Origin of the sequence: Leptothoe spongobia TAU-MAC 1115, from assembly GCF_018739885.1 — a bacterium.
Classification (GTDB): Bacteria; Cyanobacteriota; Cyanobacteriia; order Phormidesmidales; family Phormidesmidaceae; genus Leptothoe; species Leptothoe spongobia.
The window spans coordinates 62593-84006 of the sequence record NZ_JADOES010000009.1 but is presented as its reverse complement, the minus strand read 5'-3'; the positions used below and the strand labels follow the sequence as shown (position 1 = coordinate 84006).

Below are 21414 nucleotides of genomic sequence, written 5' to 3'. Positions count from 1 at the left end.
GATACTGAAATTGGAACTGACCGACTTTCCTGCTGTCCAGAGCTTACCGACTGTCTTACCGAAACCACGCTTCCAGTTGGGTGAATCCGTGCGATGGGCCGTCGTTACTGAACCAGATTTTGGCCAGATTGTAGGCATTTTCTACACTGAGGGTGATCACAATCAGGTGAGCGGGATCTACTACTTGGTGCTGTTGGATGCGCAGAGTCCCTCGCACGGTATCTGTACTCAGGATATGGCTCTTGAGGTTGACTTAGAGCAGTGGCATCCAGCATGACAGCTCGCTATCCATCGTCGGAGCAGTGGGCGCTATTTCAACGCTACACAGATTGCCCCCCGCCGCTCAGTCCTGCTCAGTTTCTACAGTATTGGGAGGTGTCATACCTGGAATTGGCTAAGCTTGTGGGCTGTTCTCGCTCTACCGTTGAGCACTGGTTTATTCAGGGGGCTTCTCGCCGTGAACCAACCCTGGCCCAGTGTCGTCGATTAGCGGTTGTGCATCGGCTTTGGCAGCATGCTCAGGTGGTATCGCCACGTTTGGTGGAAATTTATTGCGGGCCTGTTGAGCGTTCCTAGTTTTGTCACAGTGACAGGGTTTGCTTGGTGTTGTGCTGGCTCAAGCGGTTGAATGATTTCAGCACGTTACGAGTCGGCAATGGGTAACAATATCGTTTTTGCAACGGTGGCTATTGAGGGTACGCGCCCTCTTCTACAGCATCATTTCACGCCGGATGCGATCCCACTAAAAAAACGGGAGCGGACTGGGGTGGCGGGTAATGACCCGGAAGAGTGGAAGAAGACGGTGTTGATGACATCTGAGCGGCAGCTGTATTTGCCGGGGAACTACTTCTTCAGTTGTTTGAGGGATGCTGCTTATTTGACGACGCGTAAACGTCAGACGCAACGAGATGTGGTGGCAACCTTACAAATTCAAGATCCGGTTGTTCTGATTCGAGATCGATTTGTGCCAGATGAGCCAGAGCTGATAGAGCAGTATCAGCTCTGCGAGCGGCCAAACGTGTATGTGGATGTGTCGGCAGTTAAGAATCCTGGTAGTGGGGGACGGAATGTGCGCTATCGGGTAGCGACGGTTCCGGGCTGGTGCTGTGAGTTTCAGATGCTGTGGGATCGGACAATTGTAGCGACGCAAGTGATGGAGGCGATTTGTCTGGATGCGGGGACATTGGTAGGGCTGGGAGATGGTCGTAGCATTGGTTTTGGGCGGTTTGTGATTCAGCGGTTTGAGTATGCCGACACGTCGTAAGGTGTGTCGGTTTCAAGGTGGGGCACTACGGGCTCCGGCAGGGATAGGCTAGGCGGGGTTTAGCGAGGCACGGTAGGACAGGGATTTTTATGGTGCAGGTGAGACGGCAACCTTCTGCGATTTGGCGGGTGACGCGACGGCGGGTGTGGCTGAGGGACCAAGGACGGTGTCAGGGACCTTATTGTCAGGATGTGGGGCATTGGTCATTGTCGTTGAGATCGGCACATATTGACCATGTGCAGGAGCTTTCGCAAGGGGGGAGTAACTGTCTTGATAATTTGAGGACTTTATGTCGGCGATGCCACTGTTTGAGGAGTAGTCACGCGCACCGGGCGATGGTGATGAAAGCGCTTAAGGATGGGGTAATTCCTGTGAATTGGAGGGAATGGGTTTGGTAGGGCTTTAATGAGACAAAAATACTCTTTTATTCGGAAAACAAGTTTATTTATTAGAGGAAATACGCTCATGCATCCAAGATGGAAAATCATCTTCTGAGAGCTGAAATGATGTTCCAAAGTACGCATTTATTTTTTCTAGAAAGGGATTTAATCTCCATAAACCTATTCTCTGACCAGCACCAAATTGACTTGGTGGATATGCACTCTTAATAATGTTCATTAATTCATCTAAGAATTGATCAATAGCTTGCCTTAAATTTGTTTCAGAATAGTATCTATCAATATTATTTTCAATGTGTTCAATTAGTGGATGATTTACATTGATATATTCACTTTCTCCAAGTAGTGGAACACTTGTGCATAATGTGTTGTCTTCGAAAGGGATAATTAATGCTCCGCTCTGCCGCAATTTGGATTCATACTCCTCGTGTTGACAGCTAGCCAAAATGATAGAGCAATGCTCAAGATTTAAAATTCGATATCCGAAATCCAAATATGATAGATAGCGCTTGAAAAAAGATGCATTAACAAACGGAATAACAGATATAAAAGGAATTTTTAGCTTTGCTAACTCTTCAATTGGTAAATTGGAATCCGAAGTATCTCTTCGGATATGTATTCCTAAAATATCAAATGACTGTAGCTGATTTAGCTTGATTAAAAATAGTTTTCCTTGAGAGAAAAGTTGAATAGAAAAAATATTTGACATGAATTCAAGTTTTTCTCTTGAGACTTTATGGTTTCCATAGAAATTAAATAGATAGAAGTCGGTGAAAGTATTACTGAAGGGACCTTCCGACTCTTGTGAATTTAATATTTCTTTTAGTAACTCTATCTCAAAATCATCAACTATTTCATATATCGTTTGAGTATCTTCAAAATTTTCACGATCAACCATAAGAGGCAAAGGTGTTTTAAGGTTGATCTCGCCAGAAAAATGAGTCATTTTATTAACATAAACACCGCGCTGAAAAATCTTGAGACTCGTACCCTTTTTGCGGAGATTAAAGCTTTCTGGATCTGAAAAATTAGGAGGTATAAATAAACCTATTGAGCCAACAGCATGCTCTGTTTCAAGGCATATATTTATATAAATATATGCCTTGAACTCCTCCTGATAAGGAAGTTTTACACAACTTTCAATGATTGATTCTTTGCTCAGGCTAAACTCTGTAAATTCAATTGTTTCCTTGGTATTTGAAAATTTAATTCTTATTGGAGAGTATTTAAATGTCCTATTGATATATTCAGATAGACTATTGATAGTGATATAAATTTCAGGCTTGATTGGAAGCCAAACAGTTGTTCCAATCTCTCGATTATCGACCTCATGAAAATAAAAGCCATAAGGCATGTTGTGTGAGATTGTTAGCTTAAAAGTTTGAGATTGATATGTCTTAGTTTCTATAGTGAAGTGGTCGCAAAGCATAAAGTAGGCGTACACACCTACACCGAACTGACCTATTGAGTTTTTAACGTTATTATCTCTATAATAGGAGCGCCCTATTTTTGCAAAGTATTCTTTGAGAATATGTCTATCCATTCCGATTCCGTTGTCTTTGACAATAAGCAAATCACCGTCTAATTCAACAGTAATTTCAGGTTGATAGACTTCTTCTTCAATTGTCTCTCTTAGCAAACAGGCATCAATTGCATTCTGAATAACTTCACGAATCCCAATATATTCATCTTTATAGATTTTTTTGCCTAAAAACGTCGACAGGATATGCTCATATTCAAGACTAAAGCCAAAATTATTTTTAAAAGGTGATGCTATTTCGTTATCAATAAATTTGATGTCGATGGTTTTATTTTTTGGGTTCTTTCTTAAAGTTTCATCGCATTTTGAAATAACTTTTCGAATACTTTCTATACGCTCAGATATTCCTAAAAAAAGGATTTGATTATTTATTTCACCTTGAAACTTTAAACGCCCATTATCGTGTGATGGTGGCGATATTTGAATTAGATTTTCAACTTCTTCCCACAGGAGTTTAGAAGTTAAAAAGTCTGAAAACTCTACGTATTTTTTTAGAATTGTTTCAGTATTAGTAAAATCAATATCCAGCAAGTCACCCAAAATGAGTATGAACGCTAGCAATGGGATACAGATTTTATCCCTTTCAAACTTATCAACTTCAAATTCCCATTGATATTTATAGGAATTAGTAATTTCATTTACAGTTGATAGGCTAACGCTAGATATTAAAGAAATTGCCTCACTATATTTTTCAGGTATTTTGAGTGATCTATACCGTTCAAGTATAAATGCCTGAGATAATTCGTGATGCCGCTCACGTACTTTGTCACATAGTGATTCATGTGGTAGTAAATAATTTAAATCTAATTCATCAAATAGTTTTCTGTCATCTTGGCAAACACCAATATCTGTTAAGTAGCAGCTAGCTGATAGCACAAATAGCTCATATTTATTCAATTCTGACAGTAATTCTCTACTAATAATTGTCCCTGAAACAATGCGAATTAAGCTTTCTTGATGTTCTTTTCTATGATCTGAATATTCAAGGCAATTTCCTGAATATTTATTATATAGCTTTTGCGCTTCAATTTTGATTGATTCGAGTTTCTGGAATAGGCTTTTATCTAGTTCACGAAGCCTGTCTTCCATCGACGTTAACGTTTCAGAGAAACTAATTTCTTTTTGTTGACGACGCTCCAAAACTTCTTCGAAGGTCTCGATATCTATAACTGACTCAACTTGAAAAAACAGCTTTAATATATCCTGTTTTTCATACAGGCGTAAGTCTATCTCTTCTGGATAAACTGGAGTGATATGAATCTTTTTCAGCTTGTCAAAAATATCTTTTTCTATTGCATCAAAACTTAGATATTTTAGGTGTGAATATTCTTTGATTACATCCTTGGACCAATTTGTAATCTCCTCTTTATTAAAGATGTTGCTGTTGAAATCAGAAATATAATTCTGTGCATGTTCATCAATGCCTGTACTTACGGCAATGTGATATTCAAACTTCTCTAGCGATAAACTCATTAAGCTGTGGTCTTTTATGCTATGAAGCACAAATTTAAGAATTTCTTTTGATAATTCGGTCTTTCTTATGGTTTTTTTGTACTTTTTGCACTGGACTAAACCAACACTCTGAGCAGCCCTTTTTAGCCAAATATCACGTCCTCTGTCATGTGTGCCTTGCATGAGCAAGGCTTCATCATAAAAACAGTCTGCTTTCTCTAAAGTTTTTGGATGTGCATATAAACAATAAATTAAGCGCTCAAAATCTCGACTGCTGGGAAGAGCACTATACGGAAAACAATTCTGATTTTGATATTTAGGAGGCCGATTATGACTGTTTAAATGTTCTGATTCTATTGCTTGGGTTGAAACCTTAGCACTAAAGTATGCCTGTGTCATTTTGCTCAGTTGTACGTGTGTGGTGATAATTGAATACCTTAAGAAAATGCTTGAAAACCAATAATGCAACTAACTAGACCGAAGTTAATCTGGCAAAAATTTAGGCATTACTTAAGCAGTACTGATAGTTGCCAATTCATCAAATATCAATAGCACTTCTGCCGCTTCACCATCGACACAAATTTCATCCCACACTGCTTGCAAGCTCCCAGCTCCCAATCTCGCGGCAAAGCAATCTTCGTATCACAGGCCGGACATCGCGACAGCAATCGCAACCGATGCTTCTCACATCCCGCCACTGACTGAAACTGCCACTCCATCCGATGATACGGCGCATCTCGATAACAAGCTGCACATAGCCGAGTTGACCGATGTAATGTCCGCTCCCCTGATGGCGGAAACAGCGCCATCAGCTTCTCCACATCTAAGCTGATCAATTTTGCTATTGCTTCCAACTCAGTCTGTGTAGGTGGCGGATTGAAATAAAACTGCTCCCAACGAGACAGGACAGGCCCCATTTTTGCAAGACGACTTAACCTAGCAGGGTTAGAAATGCTCACCGCAGGCTGACGCCGAAACCTACCAAAATAATGGCTAACACTCTCACCCTCAAACGGTTCCAGATACCAAGCAGGTCGCTGTTCCTCAGAATCGCCCGTCACCATTTGTTTGCCGGAACATCTCGACTATCCAGAATTTTAGCCAGCTCATTCACATCGAGATTCAACGACGGATTATCCAGCTTCAGAATCGCAACCTTGCGAAGCATGTCATAAAGTGCCTCCCCATGCCCACCAGACCTCATATGCAAAAAGCTGACAGCCTGCTCATCCTCGTAGAGCTTCAATGGCTGCGACCATTCCTTCAAAACCTGCGCTTCCCACTGCTTAATAATCCCAGCAGTATCGGCCTTCCTGAATGGAGGAAAATCATGCCGCTCTAGAAACGTATTAGCAATATCTGCATACCGTCTGGTCTTACGGGTCAGAATGTCATTCAGATAGGGAGTACCCACTGGCACAATAGCGATTTTGAGATTGCGTGTCAGTTCAATCAGCTCATTGAATGCTTTGTAACTGAGATAGTCTGCTTTCCCTAGTACTAGCAACCGCACATCGTAGGATTTCAGCGTGCCCCAGGTCCGAGTTCTCAGGTTTGCCAGCCGTCCCACCTCTGCAAATGGGTTACCCAGCTCCCGCAGAATATTCCGATATAAGTCCGTTGGTGTACCATACTGGGTAACTTCCACATAAATGACAGGGGCCGGAACCGTGTAGAGGTGTCCCCGTTTCTGGACGTAAAGTCTTTGATAGAACCGACAGCTTTTGCGTAAGTCTGCATAGCAGCCAGAAATAACGAACCCATTCAGCCGAGCATCGCGCTGGGATGATAACCAGGCAAATAGGGTGCGATCGCGCTGGGCAACATCGAAAATATCACTTTGGCTGATGCGGTCGATTTCTGCCTGTAGCTCTTGTGACCTTACCGGTTCAGCTCCCAGTAAAACTGGCAGCGACTTCTCTGGGCCACTGTCAGCTTGCTTAGTTGCTGGGTTCTGCTGGCCCATGAAGCTATACGTCGTTCATCAACTCATTCCAGTCAAAGGCAATTATCTCAGAAACCTTCTCTGGTTTCTGCTCAGGCACCACTTTAAGAATAGGTTTGTCATAATTAGCGGCATCCTCAATAGTCTCTGGAGCTGGCTCATCAGAAGTTACTGTAGCTGTAGGATGCAGCTCAATCACATTAGTAGGCTTAGATTTCTGGTCAATTCGCTTCTGCTCAGCCTGACGTCGCTGCTTTAGAGTTTTAATTTTTTCCTGAGCAAATTTATTCAGGTCTATCCGCTCAGAAAGGATTGACGCCTGATCAATAGCTTTGCCCTTAGTCCGAATGCCTTTTTTAGTTTCTTTCCAATCCTTGATGTCGAGGTAGTCTCCCTCGTAATCTCTGGCTTTTACAGTACCGAGAAAGCGTGATGGTTCATGGTCAGTTTCTGCGCTGTAAACCAATAACGTTGCAATATTTCTAGGGTCGTATCGCAGAATAACGTGTTGCCCTTTGTACTCCTCCAGCCAGTCGCCCTGATAAACCAAACGCTCAAACAGGACTGATCCGCGTTTCTGCACCTTGCGGGACACTGTTTTCGTGAGACAGATATCGAGACGGCGTTCATCGATTGTTCGGGGTTTCCCTCCACGCAAACCTGCCCACCACCGCTGGTTTCGAGTTTGGTCACGCGCTCTTGGATGGTGGTGGTGATTATAGTGATCAACCAAATACCGGGTCAGAACTTGCTCTAGCTCCTCGTAAGTGACGCAAGCATACTTCTCAGCGTTCTCAGGACGTTTTTGTACATTTGATCCCGTATAGCCAGGGAGAAGCGAAAGCACTTCTTTATTATTCTTATCAAATAGGCTCTCAATCATCCCGCCTTGCTCAGGATAGGCACGATATCGAAGTTTGACATCTAGGTCAGCTGCAACCTGAGTGAGATGCGTTGATTTGAATTCCTTTGCTCGGTCCGTGACGATGTAATCAGGTAAGCCATAGGGCTCCCAGTCTTTCGTTAGCTTATACTCCGGCCCATGCTTTTTTTTCAGGATGGCGTGTCGCAAGGCAATACCCACCTCATGGGAGCCTGCAGACTCAAAGCCCAGATAAAAGCCCAGAGCACAACCTGAATAGGTATCAATGATTGTGGTTAAGAAAGGACTGCCAGCAATTTCATACTGCTCGTCTGTGAGCAAGGTATCCAGACAGGTATGGTCAATTTGCCAGACCTGATTGCTGTACTCGACCTTTAACACCTCTTCCGTCGTCTGGATCATAATCCCCGGTCCCTGACCAGGGTGACGAATTTTAGGCTTATTCGCTAGAGGCTCTAATACTTCGTATACGAAAACGTGTGAGGGGTATTCCTTATCACTGAGGCCCAATTGCAAAGTGGCATGGCCTTTGACCTGGTTATAAACCTGATTTCGGTTCATACGACGGCTATGACGATTGCCGTCTTTATAGGTTTTCTCGATGAACTTGACCCAATACTCGGTACTAGGCTTCCAAGCCTTACTACCTCGGATCTTGCCTTTATCAGAACGAACAGATGGCACAATAGCGCTCCAACCCTCCTGCCGAAAGGCCTGATACCAACGGTCTAACGTTCTGGGGCTTTTACCAAGCTTTTTGGCCCAAGATTTAATGCGGGAGCGCCTCGTATTCCTACACGCTTGACTGATATCTCGTATCGCATCGATCTTGAGGAGGAACTCACGCTTAGCTTCTGCATCCTTCATCTGGGCTGCTATACACTTGCGCTGCTGTAGACTAGCAGCAGCAGAATTGCTAGGCTGAGTGTCAATTAGTGAAGCTTCTAATAATTCCTGCATAACCGGAAGGTTTAACAGGGTTCAGAAAAGGAAGAGTGCTTTATCATAATAAAACATTATACGCATTAAGTGAGTTAAATTGAGCCTTTGTATATCAAGGGTTTCAGGCAACTGAAAAATTAGGAAGTTGGGCATTTTTGACGTATCCACGCCATTTCAGCGATTAACTCACATAAGCCGTATTATCCTCTGCGAAGGAAGAGGAAGCGAGTAGTAAGAGCTTTACTGATGCACAATCATAATCATTGAAGGCAAAAGTGCGTAGAACACCTGCTTGAACCGTATTTATGTTTAGCGGACCGTATGTTTATTGATTAATAACTAAAGCAATGTCAGTTAATCTCCGGGATTTCTTTCGGGCATGCAATCCAGCCAAGACACTTAATTGCAAGCATGAACAAGATCGCAAGTATTACATCGATTTTTCGAAGTTGAGGGGTGCAGAAATTGCTGAGGAGTTGGCGAAAACTATTACTTGGACAGATGGACCTACCTGCCAGCTATTTTCCGGGCATATTGGCTGTGGCAAGTCGACAGAGTTGCTAAGACTTAAAGCCAGTTTGGAAGAAGAAGGCTTTCATGTGGTTTATTTCGAGTCGAGTCAGAGTTTGGCAATGGGGGATATTGATGTCAGCGACATTTTGTTGGCGACTGCCCATCAAGTGAGTACTAGTCTCAAAAATGCAGGAATTAGCCTTAGAGGCGGATATTTCCGTAACCTTTTGCAAGAGTGTGTCACCTTTTTAAACACCCCGATTGATATCAGTGTAGAGACCGAAGTCTCGCTTTGGGGCCTTGGCACGCTGACAGCCAAAGCCAAAGATAGCCCGTCCTTGCGCAATCAACTCCGGCAATATCTTGAACCTCAGACAGAAAGTCTTATTGCCGGGTTGAACCAAGAAATTTTGCAACCAGCGACAGACATTTTGTGTAAGCAGGGTAAAGCAGGGCTAGCTATCATTATCGATAATCTGGATCGTATTGATGATCGACGACTGGACTCAGGCAAAACTCTGCCGGAGTATCTCTTTATTGGTAGAGGCGAACAGTTAGGGCAGTTAGACTGCCACGTGGTGTATACAATTCCCCTGTCGCTGATGTTTTCCAATGAGCAACAAGCCTTGAAAAACCGTTTAGGCAACGGCAGCAGTCCCTTAGTTTTGCCGATGATACCAGTTTATAGGCGGAACGGAGCGGGTTTGGCTCAGTTACGGCAGTTGGTATTGTCTCGAGCTTTTCCAGATTTGGCTCCCGAGACTAGAGAAGCGTCAGTAACGGAATTGTTTGACTCCTCGGAAACGCTAGATCGATTGTGTCAGATGAGTGGGGGGCATGTACGCAACCTACTCGGGTTCACAGTGAGTTGCTTACGCAAAACTAAACAGCTACCGATTCAACGGGACAGTGTAGAGCGAACAATTCGAGAAGCTCGAGATGAGTTGTTGGTTTCGGTGACAGAAGATGAATGGGCACTTCTGGAAAAGGTCACGCAGACTAATGCGGTCACTGGAGAGGATGAATATCATAGCCTCTTGCGTAGTTTATTTGTGTTTGAATATCGCACTGATGACAATGGCCGCTGGTTCGATGTTAATCCATTGTTAACCGAGGTGCCGAAACTACAATGAGCGAAACCGATTGCTCCATCACTCCTAGTCAAGTCAGCGGTAGGAGCCCTGCTGTTAAAACAGACAATGCTGGGATTTTGGAGGAGTTGCTTAGGTCGATTGACCTAGGACAAGGAGAGTTTTCGCTGCTGTTTGCGCGATGTAACTACAGTGACCTGCGTCAGAACTTGCTGGCAGAACTTTGTGAAAAGTTAGAGTTACAAGATATATCTTTGGTGACGCTGACACTGTCTCCGACAGAAACTTCTATGTACGATGCTATTGCTAACCGGAGAGGGGATACTCAGGCCATAGCAGTGTCCATAGTGGGCCTGAATACTGTAGACAAAGTCGATGATGTGCTGGCAGATGCAAACTATCTGCGGGAGTCCTTTCGTCAACACTTTCCCTTCCCGGTGTTGCTCTGGGTCGATGACCATCTCTTAGTTAAGATTCGCAAGCGAATGCCCGATTTCAAAAGCTGGGGAGCCACTACACTTCTTTTCGACTGGGATACGGACACTCTGTTGATGAAGCTTCAGGCTACTTGTGATCGCTATGTAGAAGGAGCTTTACAGCACGCTGCCTTCACACCACTGACTGAAGTGTTAACCCCTCAAGAGGTGCGAGAATCCGAGTTTGCTATGGTTGCGCTTGCCCAATGTAATGTGTCTTTGCCTCCAGATATTCTGGGCAGTGTCGAGCTAAACCGTGGTTCTAGCCTATACGGAGAAACTCCCAGACCCAATCCAAATATTTGTGAAGCCGCTCTGGCCCACTATGAAGCCAGTCTTAGGCACTGGGAAACTGCACAGAACACCCTGGGAGTCGGCTTGGCTCAGTTTTACTGTAGTGTGTGCTACGCCCATCGGGGTAATTGGAAGATTGCCAAAGAAAAACGTCAAGCGTGTTTAGTAGCTTTTGAGGTAGCAGAGCGATCAGATTTATTGGCCCGGTTTGTGGGTAGCTTAGGGTGTGTTTTGGTGGAGCTGGAAGACTGGGACGAGCTGGCCAAACAATTATCAGAGTGGAAAACTCTACATGCGAAACAGCCATTGGAGCTAGCCCGTGATTGGAGCTTGCAAGCAGAGGTTTCTCAACACGAGGAAGACTGGCCCCAGATGCAGGCCCATGCAGAGCAGGCGATCAAAATTTGGTCAGAACACATCTCTTTTCAGACAGTACCCATCAGATTCTATTTGCAACAGGCGGAAGCATTAGCACAGCAAGGTCAGAAAGTCGTTGCGATTGAACATATTGAAACCGTTCGCCGTAGCCGTAGCCCCAGGGCTAATCCTGAGGCCTTTGTACAGTTACTGGAGCAACTGAGGGGACTTTATTCCGAAGCAAAGAAATACCGTCGAGCCTTTGAAATCAAACAAGAACGTCGCGGTATCCAATATCAGTTTCAGATGCGGGCGTTTATTGGTGCAGGCCAGCTCCAAGCCCCCAACGTGGCGGATCCGATGTCAGAAACCCATTTCTCGTTTGTGGCATCGGGACGTCAAAGCGATATTGATACATTAGTGAATGTGCGGGTTAGTCAACCGCGCCATAAGCTGACTGTGTTGTGTGGGCTTTCTGGAGTGGGAAAAAGCTCTCTAGTACGGGCGGGACTAGTGCCCGCACTGCAGGATAAGCAACTGCGTGATCGCCGTGCGTTGACTGTTGTGGTTAGGGTTTATAGCGATTGGGAAGCCGGATTAGGGGAAGCCCTTTATTCAGCCCTAGTGGCTTATCCCGATACTCGTTTGAAATCGATTCCAAAAACTGCAGCTCAGCTCAAGATGCAACTTCGGCAGAATGCGAAGAATCGTCTGCTTACGGTGCTGGTTTTTGATCAGTTTGAAGAGTTTTTCTTTATTTGCAAGCAGCCTGCCCAACGGCAGCAATTCTATGAGTTTTTGCGAGACTGCCTCAAAGGCACTGAAATTCAGTTTGTGAAGGTGATTTTCTCTCTCAGGGAGGACTATCTACATGAACTGCTGGAGTTTGAAGATTATGTCAAAGATCTGGGTTTTGATTTTCTCAGTCGAGAACAGAGGCAGCGCATTGAAAACTTTACGCCATCCATTGCGCGTTCAGTTATTACAGAACTGTCTCAGCGCACCACACCAAAACTGGATAATGACTTGGTAGATGCACTTGTAGATAGCCTTACCAATGAACTAGGACACATCCGCCCGGTGGAGTTACAGGTAGTTGGAGCTCAGCTAGAGGCTGAGGGGGTTGTAACCCTAGCTCAATATCAGGAACTGGGTGACAATCCCAAGCTATTTTTGGCGGAACGTTGGGTTGAGGCTGTTGTGAAAGACTGTGGTCCTGAAAATATGGATGCAGCCTGGCAAGTGCTAGTTGCCCTGACTCAAGAGAATGGCACTCGTCCATTGCTTACCCAAGAGGAGCTTTCAGCCGCTCTGGAAGATTATCAGCAACTTATGGGAACATCAGCGGTATCGCTGGAGCAAGACATTTTGCCTGTGCTAGTGGGGGCAGGCTTGGTCGTGCGTTGGCCTCAGAAGCCTGAAGACCGCTACCAGTTAGTACATGACTACCTGGTAGAGCCAATTCGACGAAGATATAACGCTGATTATCGTCAACAACTTCAGCAGTTGGTACAAGATAAGCAAGCTGCTGAAGAAAGACAACGTCAAGAAGAGGAACGACGAAAGCAATTTCAAAGATGGACTTTGCGAGGGGCATTGGGGGCTACAGCATTATTTGCAGGACTTGCAATCTTTGCATGGCAAGCTGCGATTCAAGCGAATCGGCTAGTTGCTGAATCTGAGCAGGCAAAATTAGTAGCTGTTGCACAACAACTCATGGCACAATCCGAGCGTATACAAACTGATGATTCATCTAACTTTTCAGAAGCTGTTTTGTTAGCAGTAGAAGCTTTTAATCAGCTTAACCGTCTAAAGCATCCAACTTTAGAAACAGAGGCATTATTACGCAGTTACTTAAAACAACTACCGAGCCAGATTAAGATTATCCCATACAGAACTTTTATCCGACGTTGGCAATTCAGTAATGACGGTCGGCTCCTGGTAACTTTGGATGAAGCTGGAACAGTCAAACTTATTGATAGTATTAGTAGCCAAGAACTCATTGTGTTTCGAGCTGAGTCGCCTATCCGAGATTGGGGATTCAGTGATGACGGTCAGTTTCTAGTCACTTTGGATGAGGGAGGTACGGTCAAGCTCATTGATAGTACTAACGGTCAAGAACCTACCACGGTTCAATCTGAGTTACCTATCCGGGATTGGAAATTTAGTCAAAATGGTCAATTCCTGGCCATTCAGGATGAGGGAGGCACGGTCAAGCTCATTGATAGTACTAACGGTCAAGAACCCACCACGGTTCGATCTGAGTCGCCTATCCGAGATTGGAGATTCAGTGATGACGGTCAGTTTCTAGTCACTTTGGATGAGGGAGGTACGGTCAAGCTCATTGATAGTACTAACGGTCAAGAACTCACTACGGTTCAATCCGAGTCCCCTATCCGGTTATGGAGATTTAGTGAAAATAGTCAATTCCTGGCTATTCAGGATGAGGGAGGGACAGTCAAGCTCATTGATAGTACTAACGGTCAAGAACTCACTACGGTTCAATCTGAGTTGCCTATTCGGTTATGGAGATTTAGTGAAAATAGTCAATTCCTGGCTATTCAGGATGAGGGAGGGACAGTCAAGCTCATTGATAGTACTAACGGTCAAGAACTCACTACGGTTCAATCTGAGTTGCCTATTCGGGATTGGAAATTTAGTGAAAACGATCAATTCCTGGCTATTCAGGATGAGGGAGGGACAGTCAAGCTCATTGATAGTACTAACGGTCAAGAACTCACTACGGTTCAATCTGAGTTGCCTATTCGGGACTGGGAATTTAGTGAAAATAGTCAATTCCTGGCTATTCAGGATGAGGGAGGGACGGTCAAGTTCATAAATAGTACTAACGGTCAAGAACTCACCACGGTTCAATCTAAGTTACCTATTCGGGATTGGAAATTTAGTGAAAATGGCCAATTTCTAATCACTTTGGATAACGTAGGAAAAGTCAAACTTATTGATAGTGTCAGTGATCAAGAGCTAGAAAATATCAAATATGATGGGCTTAGCGCAGGCTATTTATATGATGATTGGCCCCACAAGCGTTCAGGATCTAATTATGCTTTAAGCTCTATTGAAAACCGTTTTTACTTTACAGTAGTTGGGAAGACTTCTGTGAGTTTTATTGAGGTATCTAACGACAGTGACGCTAAAACTTACGACTCTAAAGGGCCTATCCGAAAGGTGAAATTCAGTGAGGATGGTAGATATCTTGCAACTTTAAACGTTGATGGAGTTGTTAGCATAATTACGTCGACAGACACAGACACTCAAAAAGTTCTAAAATTTGATTTTCCAGTTACAAGCATTGACTTTAATGCTGATAGCACTAATCTTGTCGTCAGCAGTAGAGACGGTACAGTCTTGTTCGTTGAAGCTTCTACTGGAAAAATGACTAAAGAAATGAACTTTGAAGCGTCTGTCAGAGGTGTTAGTTTTAGCTCTGACGGTCACCAATTTGCTGTTAATAGTTCTGATGATAGTGTTACTTTAATCGAGAGCCGTAGCGGTAGAGAAATTAAAACTGTTAAACATAGTTTATATATAAGAGGCGCAATCTATAGTAACGACAATAAATACCTTGTTACTTATAGTGAAGACAGGCAAGCTAGATTAATAAAAACTTCAAACGGCGAAGAAATAAAGAACTTTAAGTTCAGAGCTTTTATCAAAGATGTTCTCTTTAGTCCAGACAGCAAGCACCTCGCTATGATTAGCCAGGATGGCAAGACTAATTTAGTTAGATCTTTTGACGGTAAAAAGATTAAAACTTTTGAATATAAGAAGCCAATTAAGAATGTTCTCTTTAGCCAAGACGGCAAGTATCTTGCCTTGATTAATGAAGGAAATATTGTAAATATTATAGATGTTTTCAGTGGTAGAGAAATCAGAGCCCTAGAGTATGGGATAGCAGTCGATGAGGCTGTATTCACTGCTAATAGTCAGTTTATTGCTGTAAATAACATAGACGGAACCGTTAAGCTGGTTGAGATTAATAGTGGTCGTGAAATCAGATCTCTTAGAAATATAAGGGATGTCACTAACCTTAGTTTTAGCAGTAACAATCAATATCTTGCTACAGCCAGTAGAAACGGTACTGTTCGACTCATCTTACTTTCTACATTAGAAGAGATTCAGACTCTTACCAGTGATCTTTCTATAGACCGTCTCGATTTTAGTCCTAATGCTCGCTATTTACTTATTCAAGGTGAGCAAAATTTTCAAATTCATCCGATATTAAGCACTGCTGAAATAGTAGATAATATTTGTGAGCGGATACAGCAGAATTTACCAATGAATATTTGGGAGCGATACATTGGTACTCCTAAAACATATGAAAAAACTTGTCCCAAAGTTCATATTCACGCAAGTGCTTTTGCAAAAGCAAGTGAATTAATTGCGAAGGAAACTGCAGCTATAAATGTAGATGCAAAGCGATTTCCTGACGATATAGCAAGTGAATTTCTCGCAAATATAGAAGACCCGAAACACTATGTAGAATCACGTATGCTTCTAGAAAAGTACAGAGTTATTGAACCTAATATTGATCTTTTCCCTCAAACTTCAGAGACTGAGCAGAATCTAGATTTTGTTCTTCAAAAGTGGCTTGCGGCCAATCTTCTAAGTGATGGCCAAGAGGCTCTTGTGGAAAGCTTATTTGAACTTGCATTACTCTATTTTGTGGTTGCTCAGAAGCTTGATTCAGAAATTGATATTTCTACTGATAAGTGGTCCAGGCTTTTTTGGAACAGCCTTTTAGGAAAGGAAGTTGAAGTGTCTCTTCGTACATGTGAGGCAGTTCTTCAATATCAACCTGAAAATGGCGATTATCTCAGTATGTGCGGAATTGCCCGCGCCTTAAACGGGGATTTAGCTGGAGCCATCGAAGACTTCCAGGCCTACATTAACTGGAATGACAGTTCCCCTCGTCGCAAGCGCCAGCACCAAGAATGGATTTATTCCCTGCAAGCAGGCGAAACTATCTTCACCGAAGACTTCCTCCAAGAACTTAGAAAAGAATGATCCACCATGCAGCGGATAAATCTAGTCCTTCAGCCTAGATTTATAGGCAGTGGTGTTTGCTTATTGCTTCTCTATTAGGAGCTCGCAGCTATGGTGACCTCTTAGATAACGTCGTGACTTATTCAAGATGAACTTTACAAAATCCTTAGATTGCCTTTGCTATAGAATTCAGACACGGAAAAAGCAATGGACAAGCAAGCAACTCATTGAATATCCGTGGCGCGGTCCAGTGAATGCAATTTCCTACCATGACAACCAATAGACGGTATCAATTTGCAGCCATAATTTCCGGAAGCCACATCAGGCAACGATTCTTCGATTTGTAGTCTTTCCAGCGCAAAACGATAGCAATTGCATCAGATAGAGCTTTGGCCTAAAGGCCTTATAAATAAGTAAGAAAAGACAACTAGTTCCTGAAAGCTCTGACCGTCCTGAGTAGAAATAGTCAACTAATTCCTGAAAAAATAACGGATCAAAATTTTGTGTAATTTGAGCTGAAGTACTTGCTTGATAAGCAATTTCAACGCTCAAGCCAAATGCCAAGTAATCTTTAAAGGTAGACAATTAACTCTTTAATGTACAATTAAAATGCGTCATGACGCATATTCCACAAGCCTCCGTTCAGAAAGGCTGCAGGTTTTTATGAGCGATTAAATACGCATGCGTGTTTTGCAAGAAGTATTTGCGCGTTTTTATGCGTGATTAAGGAGTGGTGTAAGAAGCACCTCGACTTTTGCTGCGAAGTACCAGCCTCTCTAACCTTCGAGCATGACCGGAATTGACATTGATAATACTCAAATTACCCAGCTAGTAGATATTGGTCTCTCAATGATCCAGCTATCAAATTATTCAATAATGCACTAATATCTGCTATCTTTCATAGCTTTTCTAGTCTAAATCGTGCTTTTCTGGCCATAGAAAAGCTATAGCTGTCTTTTGTTTGTCTGTAGTGGTTATTTGCAATCTGTGTTGGATATATAATTTCTGCTCTGGAATAACCTTGAACCTGCCTATGCTAGAACGGTAAGGCAACTGTAAATTATCGAGGGCATTGCTGCAGGATCATGAAAGTCAAAGCGTTCCTAGGTATGGCAGGATTAAGTGCATTAGCAGTCGCGCTAATCGTTACTAATCCCAATCAAGATCGCTACAACGCCTTTGCAGCAGAAACCCTACAAAATGAAGTCCGTTCATCATTTTGCCAGGCTAAAGAACTAGATAGCTGGCTGGGAGATTTGGGCAAAGCCTTGGGCGACATCTGTGAAACGGCGATTGAACAAGGTCGTTTGGTAGGCCAAGACGATCTGGAAGAGTTTATCGAAGATAACACCCAGCGTCAGAATTTTTGGATATGTAGTCTCTACACTACCGAAATCCCTGCTGTACGGGTGAGAATCCTAGGAATTTTTAATCGATTTATTCCCCTTCAACAAACAATAGGGTAAATCTCGTGGCGGAGTCTCCTATCTATCTCGATTGTCATTCAACTACACCGGTAGATCGGCGTGTTGTTGATGCAATGTTGCCTTTTTTTACAGAATATTTTGGCAATCCTAGCAGTCTCCATGCTTACGGTTGGCAGGCTGACGCCGCTGTCAAAAAGAGTCGTGCAACGATTGCAAACGCCATTAATGCCCAGGCTGAAGAGATTGTTTTTACCAGTGGTGCCACCGAGGCTAATAACCTGGCGATTAAAGGTGTTGCAGAGGCCTATTTTAGCCATGGTAAACATATTATTACTGCCAAGACAGAACATAGTGCTGTATTAGATCCCTGTCGCTATCTGGAGTCCCTAGGGTTTGATGTCACGTATTTGCCTGTGAATCCTGATGGCCTGGTAGACCTGTCCCTACTCAAAAATTCGATCCGACCAGAAACGATTTTAATTTCGGTCATGGCCGCTAATAATGAAATTGGTGTGTTGCAGCCGCTTAAGGAGATTGGGACTCTATGCCAGGAGCACGATATTTTATTTCACACTGATGCGGCTCAGGCTATTGGGAAGGTGCCGCTAGATGTTCAGGCTCAGCATATCCATTTGATGTCACTGACGGCCCATAAGGTCTATGGTCCCAAAGGGATCGGTGCTTTGTATGTGCGACGGCGGCAACCTCGGGTGAATCTTGCGGCTCAACTGCATGGAGGTGGGCATGAGCGGGGGATGCGCTCAGGTACTTTATATCCACCTCAAATAGTAGGATTCGCTAAAGCCATTGAGTTGTCAACGGCAGATATGGTGGGGGAAAGTGAACGGTTGATTGGGTTGCGATCGCAACTCCTCTCCCACCTAAACCAGCTCCCCGACATTTATCTCAACGGTCATCTCCACCAGCGCCTACCCGGTAATCTCAATGTCAGCTTTAGTGGTGTAGATGGCCAACGCTTACTTCTAGAACTGCAGCCAATTGTCGCCCTCTCCTCAGGGTCTGCCTGTAGCTCGATGAGTACGGCTCCGTCCCATGTACTCAAAGCTCTGGGGCGTAGTGATCAGCTAGCCTATGCTTCTTTACGTTTTGGTCTGGGTCGTTTTACCACCGAGCAACACATTGAGCAGGTTGGTTCAGCTGTTGTCAAAACCATCAATACATTACGAACACTGTAATCTTATTTGTAAAAGAATATGTAGCATCTAGCAGATGAGGCAAGACTATTTATAGCTTTGGAAGCCTTGATTTATGTAGCTCAGGTGCTGTGTCGATAGTCTGATGTATAAGAACGTTTGCGATCGCCATATCAACTTAGCCAAATTAGTTGGGCACTTTGAGATAGTTAACTCCATATCATCAAGGGTGCATGAACCATGTCCAATGCCATTTTGAACACATGGACCGTGCGTGGGAATTTAGCCACTGATGTGGCAATCACAACGGTAGCTCTCGATAACGGTCGACAAACAAAAGTTGCAGATGCCACGCTTTATGTCCGTGGATTGAGAGATCGTAATGGGTCGTTTGCGATGAACCTAAATATTTGGGAGGGGTCCGCTGCTTGGCGCAGCTTATCTTTTCTCAAAAAGGGGTCGCCAATCATTTGCATTGGCAGTGCCGAACCTAGCCCGTACATATCGCAAGCAGACGGCATGCCCAAAGCTGGCTTAACTATGGACGTGATTGATGTTGATGTCAAAAGTTGGCTAGACGACAGGTATCCCAGTCAACGAGCTGCCTACAATATCGTGGCTTAAAATCATGTTGTAATTAATGTGAGTATTATCTGCCCATTTGCCGTTTGAGCTCTTCTAGTTCCGCTTCAGTTTCCCAACGCTGAAAGCTTTCCTCTAAAGGATCCAGGGGTTTCGACTGAAACGGTACTTGGTTCCATCCAGTGGTACTCGAATCCTTAGGTGGTGTCTGTGCTGTTGCCTGAGCACTCGCAATTTTTGCTTTTAGCTCTTGGCGTTTGGCATGAATTTGTTGCTGTAGGGTTTGGGTTTCAGTTAGTCGTGCTTTAACACTTTTCATTTGTCCCCACAGATGATTACCCTGACGTAGCAGCGTCGCTTCTCGTTCTTTTGCAGGCTTTACCAAGTCCAACCGTTTGGCAGCTTCTGCTTTGGCAATGCGCTCATGCCAACGCTTAATGTCTTTAGCGGTGTCTAAGACTGCCGTTTCAAGTTCGGCTTCGCGACGTTTGAGCGTGGCTAGGGTTGAGATTGCATCCTCTTCTTGCCCCCGTAACTGTTCTTCAAGGGCCATCATCTCCAAATGGGGATGCGCCTTGAGGAACTCATCTAAGCGAGTCTCTAGAAAGCGGCTGAAATCATCAAATATGCTCATACTATTGCCATACCAATTCCATGCCGTCAATACATGACATGTCTGCCCTAAAACCTGTCCTTAAAACTTTTGGCCAATATATATAGAGCGCACCTCGCCATTGCGACGTACCACAACTTCTTCATTGCTAATGGAGACGATACTCCAACCACTGCCTCCAATGGTTTCCCCAATGTAAACGCGCTGCGATGAGCCGTCTACCTCAAATAGCGCCGCAGAACGATCACCCAACTCTAAAACACCTACCAGTTCATAGGTACTGGCAGTCGCAATATTAGGTACAGTCCCATTGCCATTGGACTGGTTATTGCTGTTTGACTGACCGGCAATAGTAGGTGCAGGCAAAGAGGCTCTAGAGGAACTAGAGGTGCTAGAACTAGAGCCTCTGGTCACTGTAGATGGAGAGGCAGGAGTATTACGAGTAGCCAATGGGTTGGTGGAATTAGGCTGTAGCATAGGCACAAATACACGCTCAATCACCCCGCCACCAGATTGTTTGGGCGCTTGCGTGCCTGCTGGATTGTTGACGGGAGCCGTAGCCAACACACCTGGTTTCTGGCTCTCACGTTGAGCAGTGCGTTCGCCACCAATTACCCGTAGCGAGCGCTGCAGGTACTCACCAAAGGCGGTTTCTTGAGAAACTGCCGGTGCTGTTGGGACAGCTGGAGCCGCTGTGGATTGTAGATACGGTTGCTGTCGCATCCACCAAATACCTAAGCCAGTGCAGGCAGATAAACACACTGCACCCAGTAAAAAATTTCTCCAGTGTCTTTTCTTGGCAGGCTTCTCTGATGCGGCTGTCTTTTTATCAGTATTGGTTCTACCAGGATTAGCCTCTGAGAAGGGGGCTGCTGACCTGGCTTCTACTGATGGCTCCCCAGTGAACGGTACAATCATCGCCGGAACCGTGACTGCTTCAGCGCTAAACAAGGAGGATGAGCCTTCTGAAACAGCCGTAGAGCTAGCATAAATAGCAGACTCGTCACCCGCTAAAATTCGGTCGACATCATCAAAGATTTCATCCATCAAATCTTCAGCATAAGCTTCAACCAGAGTGTCAGCTTCTGGAGAAGTACCTGCAGGGGCAGCCGCTGTGGCATTGGACTGTCTAGATTGGCTCATAACTTGACATGTACGATATGACAGTAGCGACTATGGACAGACAAAAATAGCGTATTGTCCATAAGCAAGCTGCCTAGAAAGTTAGCAGAGTATACAGCAAACTGAAAATAAAAAATTGAATCTTATAGAAAAGTTCTGACTCGCTCACTCTATTGACTGAGGCTATTGCCTTTGTCTGGCAAGGGTTTCAGCAAAAATAGATGATCCCAAAAAATAGAGTCAACAGAATATTAATTTTTTAGGATTTTACAGACTAGCGTCGATGCCATTGTCTAAATGTATTGACAGGAATACCTGTTCGGTAAGACTAACGTCCCCCGATATGTTAGTTCTAGC

The 21414-nt window shown here is 44.0% G+C and carries 15 protein-coding genes; 9 read left to right on the top strand and 6 right to left on the bottom strand.

From position 1 onward, the window contains the following. The first annotated feature begins 10 nt into the window (after positions 1–10). From IXB50_RS06755 to IXB50_RS22750, 4 genes are all read left to right on the top strand, one after another. The gene (locus IXB50_RS06755; protein ID WP_215608184.1) at positions 11–277 is read left to right on the top strand and encodes a hypothetical protein; all 267 of its coding nucleotides are present in this window, start codon (positions 11–13) and stop codon (positions 275–277) included. Further along, a complete protein-coding gene (locus IXB50_RS06750) occupies positions 274–576 on the top strand; it encodes a helix-turn-helix domain-containing protein (protein WP_215608183.1) in 303 nt (100 codons plus the stop codon). The genes IXB50_RS06755 and IXB50_RS06750 overlap by 4 nt, the downstream gene beginning before the upstream one ends. 52 nt (positions 577–628) lie before the next feature. Continuing rightward, the gene (locus IXB50_RS06745; protein ID WP_215608182.1) at positions 629–1264 is read left to right on the top strand and encodes a hypothetical protein; all 636 of its coding nucleotides are present in this window, start codon (positions 629–631) and stop codon (positions 1262–1264) included. Positions 1265–1455: 191 nt separating this feature from the next. Beyond that, positions 1456–1662 (top strand): HNH endonuclease, encoded by a 207-nt coding sequence (locus tag IXB50_RS22750; protein WP_407658800.1) that lies wholly within the window; start codon positions 1456–1458, stop codon positions 1660–1662. 43 nt (positions 1663–1705) lie between these two features. Here the strand turns inward: IXB50_RS22750 and IXB50_RS06735 are convergent, their stop codons facing one another. The 4 genes from IXB50_RS06735 to IXB50_RS06720 form a co-directional block, all read right to left on the bottom strand. Beyond that, entirely contained in the window at positions 1706–5053 is a 3348-nt protein-coding gene (locus tag IXB50_RS06735) for an HD domain-containing protein (RefSeq protein WP_215608180.1), read from the bottom strand. 146 nt (positions 5054–5199) lie between these two features. Further along, the gene (locus IXB50_RS06730; protein WP_215608179.1) at positions 5200–5718 is read right to left on the bottom strand and encodes a TniQ family protein; all 519 of its coding nucleotides are present in this window, start codon (positions 5716–5718) and stop codon (positions 5200–5202) included. Beyond that, positions 5712–6620 carry an AAA family ATPase gene (locus IXB50_RS06725; RefSeq protein ID WP_215608178.1) on the bottom strand — a complete coding sequence of 303 codons (909 nt, stop codon included), beginning with the start codon at positions 6618–6620 and terminating at the stop codon, positions 5712–5714. The genes IXB50_RS06730 and IXB50_RS06725 overlap by 7 nt, the downstream gene beginning before the upstream one ends. Positions 6621–6624: 4 nt before the next feature. After that, on the bottom strand, positions 6625–8442 hold the full coding sequence (locus tag IXB50_RS06720) for a Mu transposase C-terminal domain-containing protein (RefSeq protein ID WP_215608177.1): 1818 nt from the start codon (positions 8440–8442) through the stop codon (positions 6625–6627). A 329-nt stretch (positions 8443–8771) separates the two neighbouring features. Between IXB50_RS06720 and IXB50_RS06715 the strand changes: the two genes are divergently transcribed. From IXB50_RS06715 to IXB50_RS06695, 5 genes are all read left to right on the top strand, one after another. After that, entirely contained in the window at positions 8772–10070 is a 1299-nt protein-coding gene (locus IXB50_RS06715) for an ATP-binding protein (protein ID WP_215608176.1), read from the top strand. Then, positions 10067–16180 carry an NACHT and WD repeat domain-containing protein gene (locus tag IXB50_RS06710; protein WP_215608175.1) on the top strand — a complete coding sequence of 2038 codons (6114 nt, stop codon included), beginning with the start codon at positions 10067–10069 and terminating at the stop codon, positions 16178–16180. The genes IXB50_RS06715 and IXB50_RS06710 overlap by 4 nt, the downstream gene beginning before the upstream one ends. A 1064-nt stretch (positions 16181–17244) precedes the next feature. Then, on the top strand, positions 17245–17625 hold the full coding sequence (locus IXB50_RS06705; RefSeq protein ID WP_215608174.1) for a DUF4359 domain-containing protein: 381 nt from the start codon (positions 17245–17247) through the stop codon (positions 17623–17625). Between the two features lie 5 nt (positions 17626–17630). After that, on the top strand, positions 17631–18782 hold the full coding sequence (locus IXB50_RS06700) for a cysteine desulfurase family protein (protein ID WP_215608173.1): 1152 nt from the start codon (positions 17631–17633) through the stop codon (positions 18780–18782). Positions 18783–18980: 198 nt separating this feature from the next. Further along, complete coding sequence (locus IXB50_RS06695) at positions 18981–19364, top strand: single stranded DNA-binding domain-containing protein (RefSeq protein WP_215608172.1); 384 nt, start codon at positions 18981–18983, stop codon at positions 19362–19364. 25 nt (positions 19365–19389) lie between these two features. Here the strand turns inward: IXB50_RS06695 and IXB50_RS06690 are convergent, their stop codons facing one another. Both IXB50_RS06690 and IXB50_RS06685 read right to left on the bottom strand, forming a co-directional pair. Further along, a complete protein-coding gene (locus tag IXB50_RS06690) occupies positions 19390–19956 on the bottom strand; it encodes a TIGR04376 family protein (RefSeq protein WP_215608171.1) in 567 nt (188 codons plus the stop codon). Positions 19957–20016: 60 nt separating this feature from the next. Beyond that, the gene (locus IXB50_RS06685; protein WP_215608170.1) at positions 20017–21078 is read right to left on the bottom strand and encodes a type II secretion system protein N; all 1062 of its coding nucleotides are present in this window, start codon (positions 21076–21078) and stop codon (positions 20017–20019) included. Positions 21079–21414 lie beyond the last annotated feature (336 nt).

Bases quoted from the DNA above. Each gene is read 5' to 3' on its own strand.
- IXB50_RS06725 (WP_215608178.1), bottom strand. From the start codon at position 6,620: ATGGGCCAGCAGAACCCAGCAACTAAGCAAGCTGACAGTGGCCCAGAG.
- IXB50_RS06750 (WP_215608183.1), top strand. From the start codon at position 274: ATGACAGCTCGCTATCCATCGTCGGAGCAGTGGGCGCTATTTCAACGC.
- IXB50_RS06705 (WP_215608174.1), top strand. From the start codon at position 17,245: ATGAAAGTCAAAGCGTTCCTAGGTATGGCAGGATTAAGTGCATTAGCA.
- IXB50_RS06690 (WP_215608171.1), bottom strand. From the start codon at position 19,956: ATGAGCATATTTGATGATTTCAGCCGCTTTCTAGAGACTCGCTTAGAT.
- IXB50_RS06715 (WP_215608176.1), top strand. From the start codon at position 8,772: ATGTCAGTTAATCTCCGGGATTTCTTTCGGGCATGCAATCCAGCCAAG.
- IXB50_RS06710 (WP_215608175.1), top strand. From the start codon at position 10,067: ATGAGCGAAACCGATTGCTCCATCACTCCTAGTCAAGTCAGCGGTAGG.
- IXB50_RS06730 (WP_215608179.1), bottom strand. From the start codon at position 5,718: ATGGTGACGGGCGATTCTGAGGAACAGCGACCTGCTTGGTATCTGGAA.
- IXB50_RS06720 (WP_215608177.1), bottom strand. From the start codon at position 8,442: ATGCAGGAATTATTAGAAGCTTCACTAATTGACACTCAGCCTAGCAAT.
- IXB50_RS06685 (WP_215608170.1), bottom strand. From the start codon at position 21,078: ATGAGCCAATCTAGACAGTCCAATGCCACAGCGGCTGCCCCTGCAGGT.
- IXB50_RS06695 (WP_215608172.1), top strand. From the start codon at position 18,981: ATGTCCAATGCCATTTTGAACACATGGACCGTGCGTGGGAATTTAGCC.
- IXB50_RS06745 (WP_215608182.1), top strand. From the start codon at position 629: ATGATTTCAGCACGTTACGAGTCGGCAATGGGTAACAATATCGTTTTT.
- IXB50_RS06735 (WP_215608180.1), bottom strand. From the start codon at position 5,053: ATGACACAGGCATACTTTAGTGCTAAGGTTTCAACCCAAGCAATAGAA.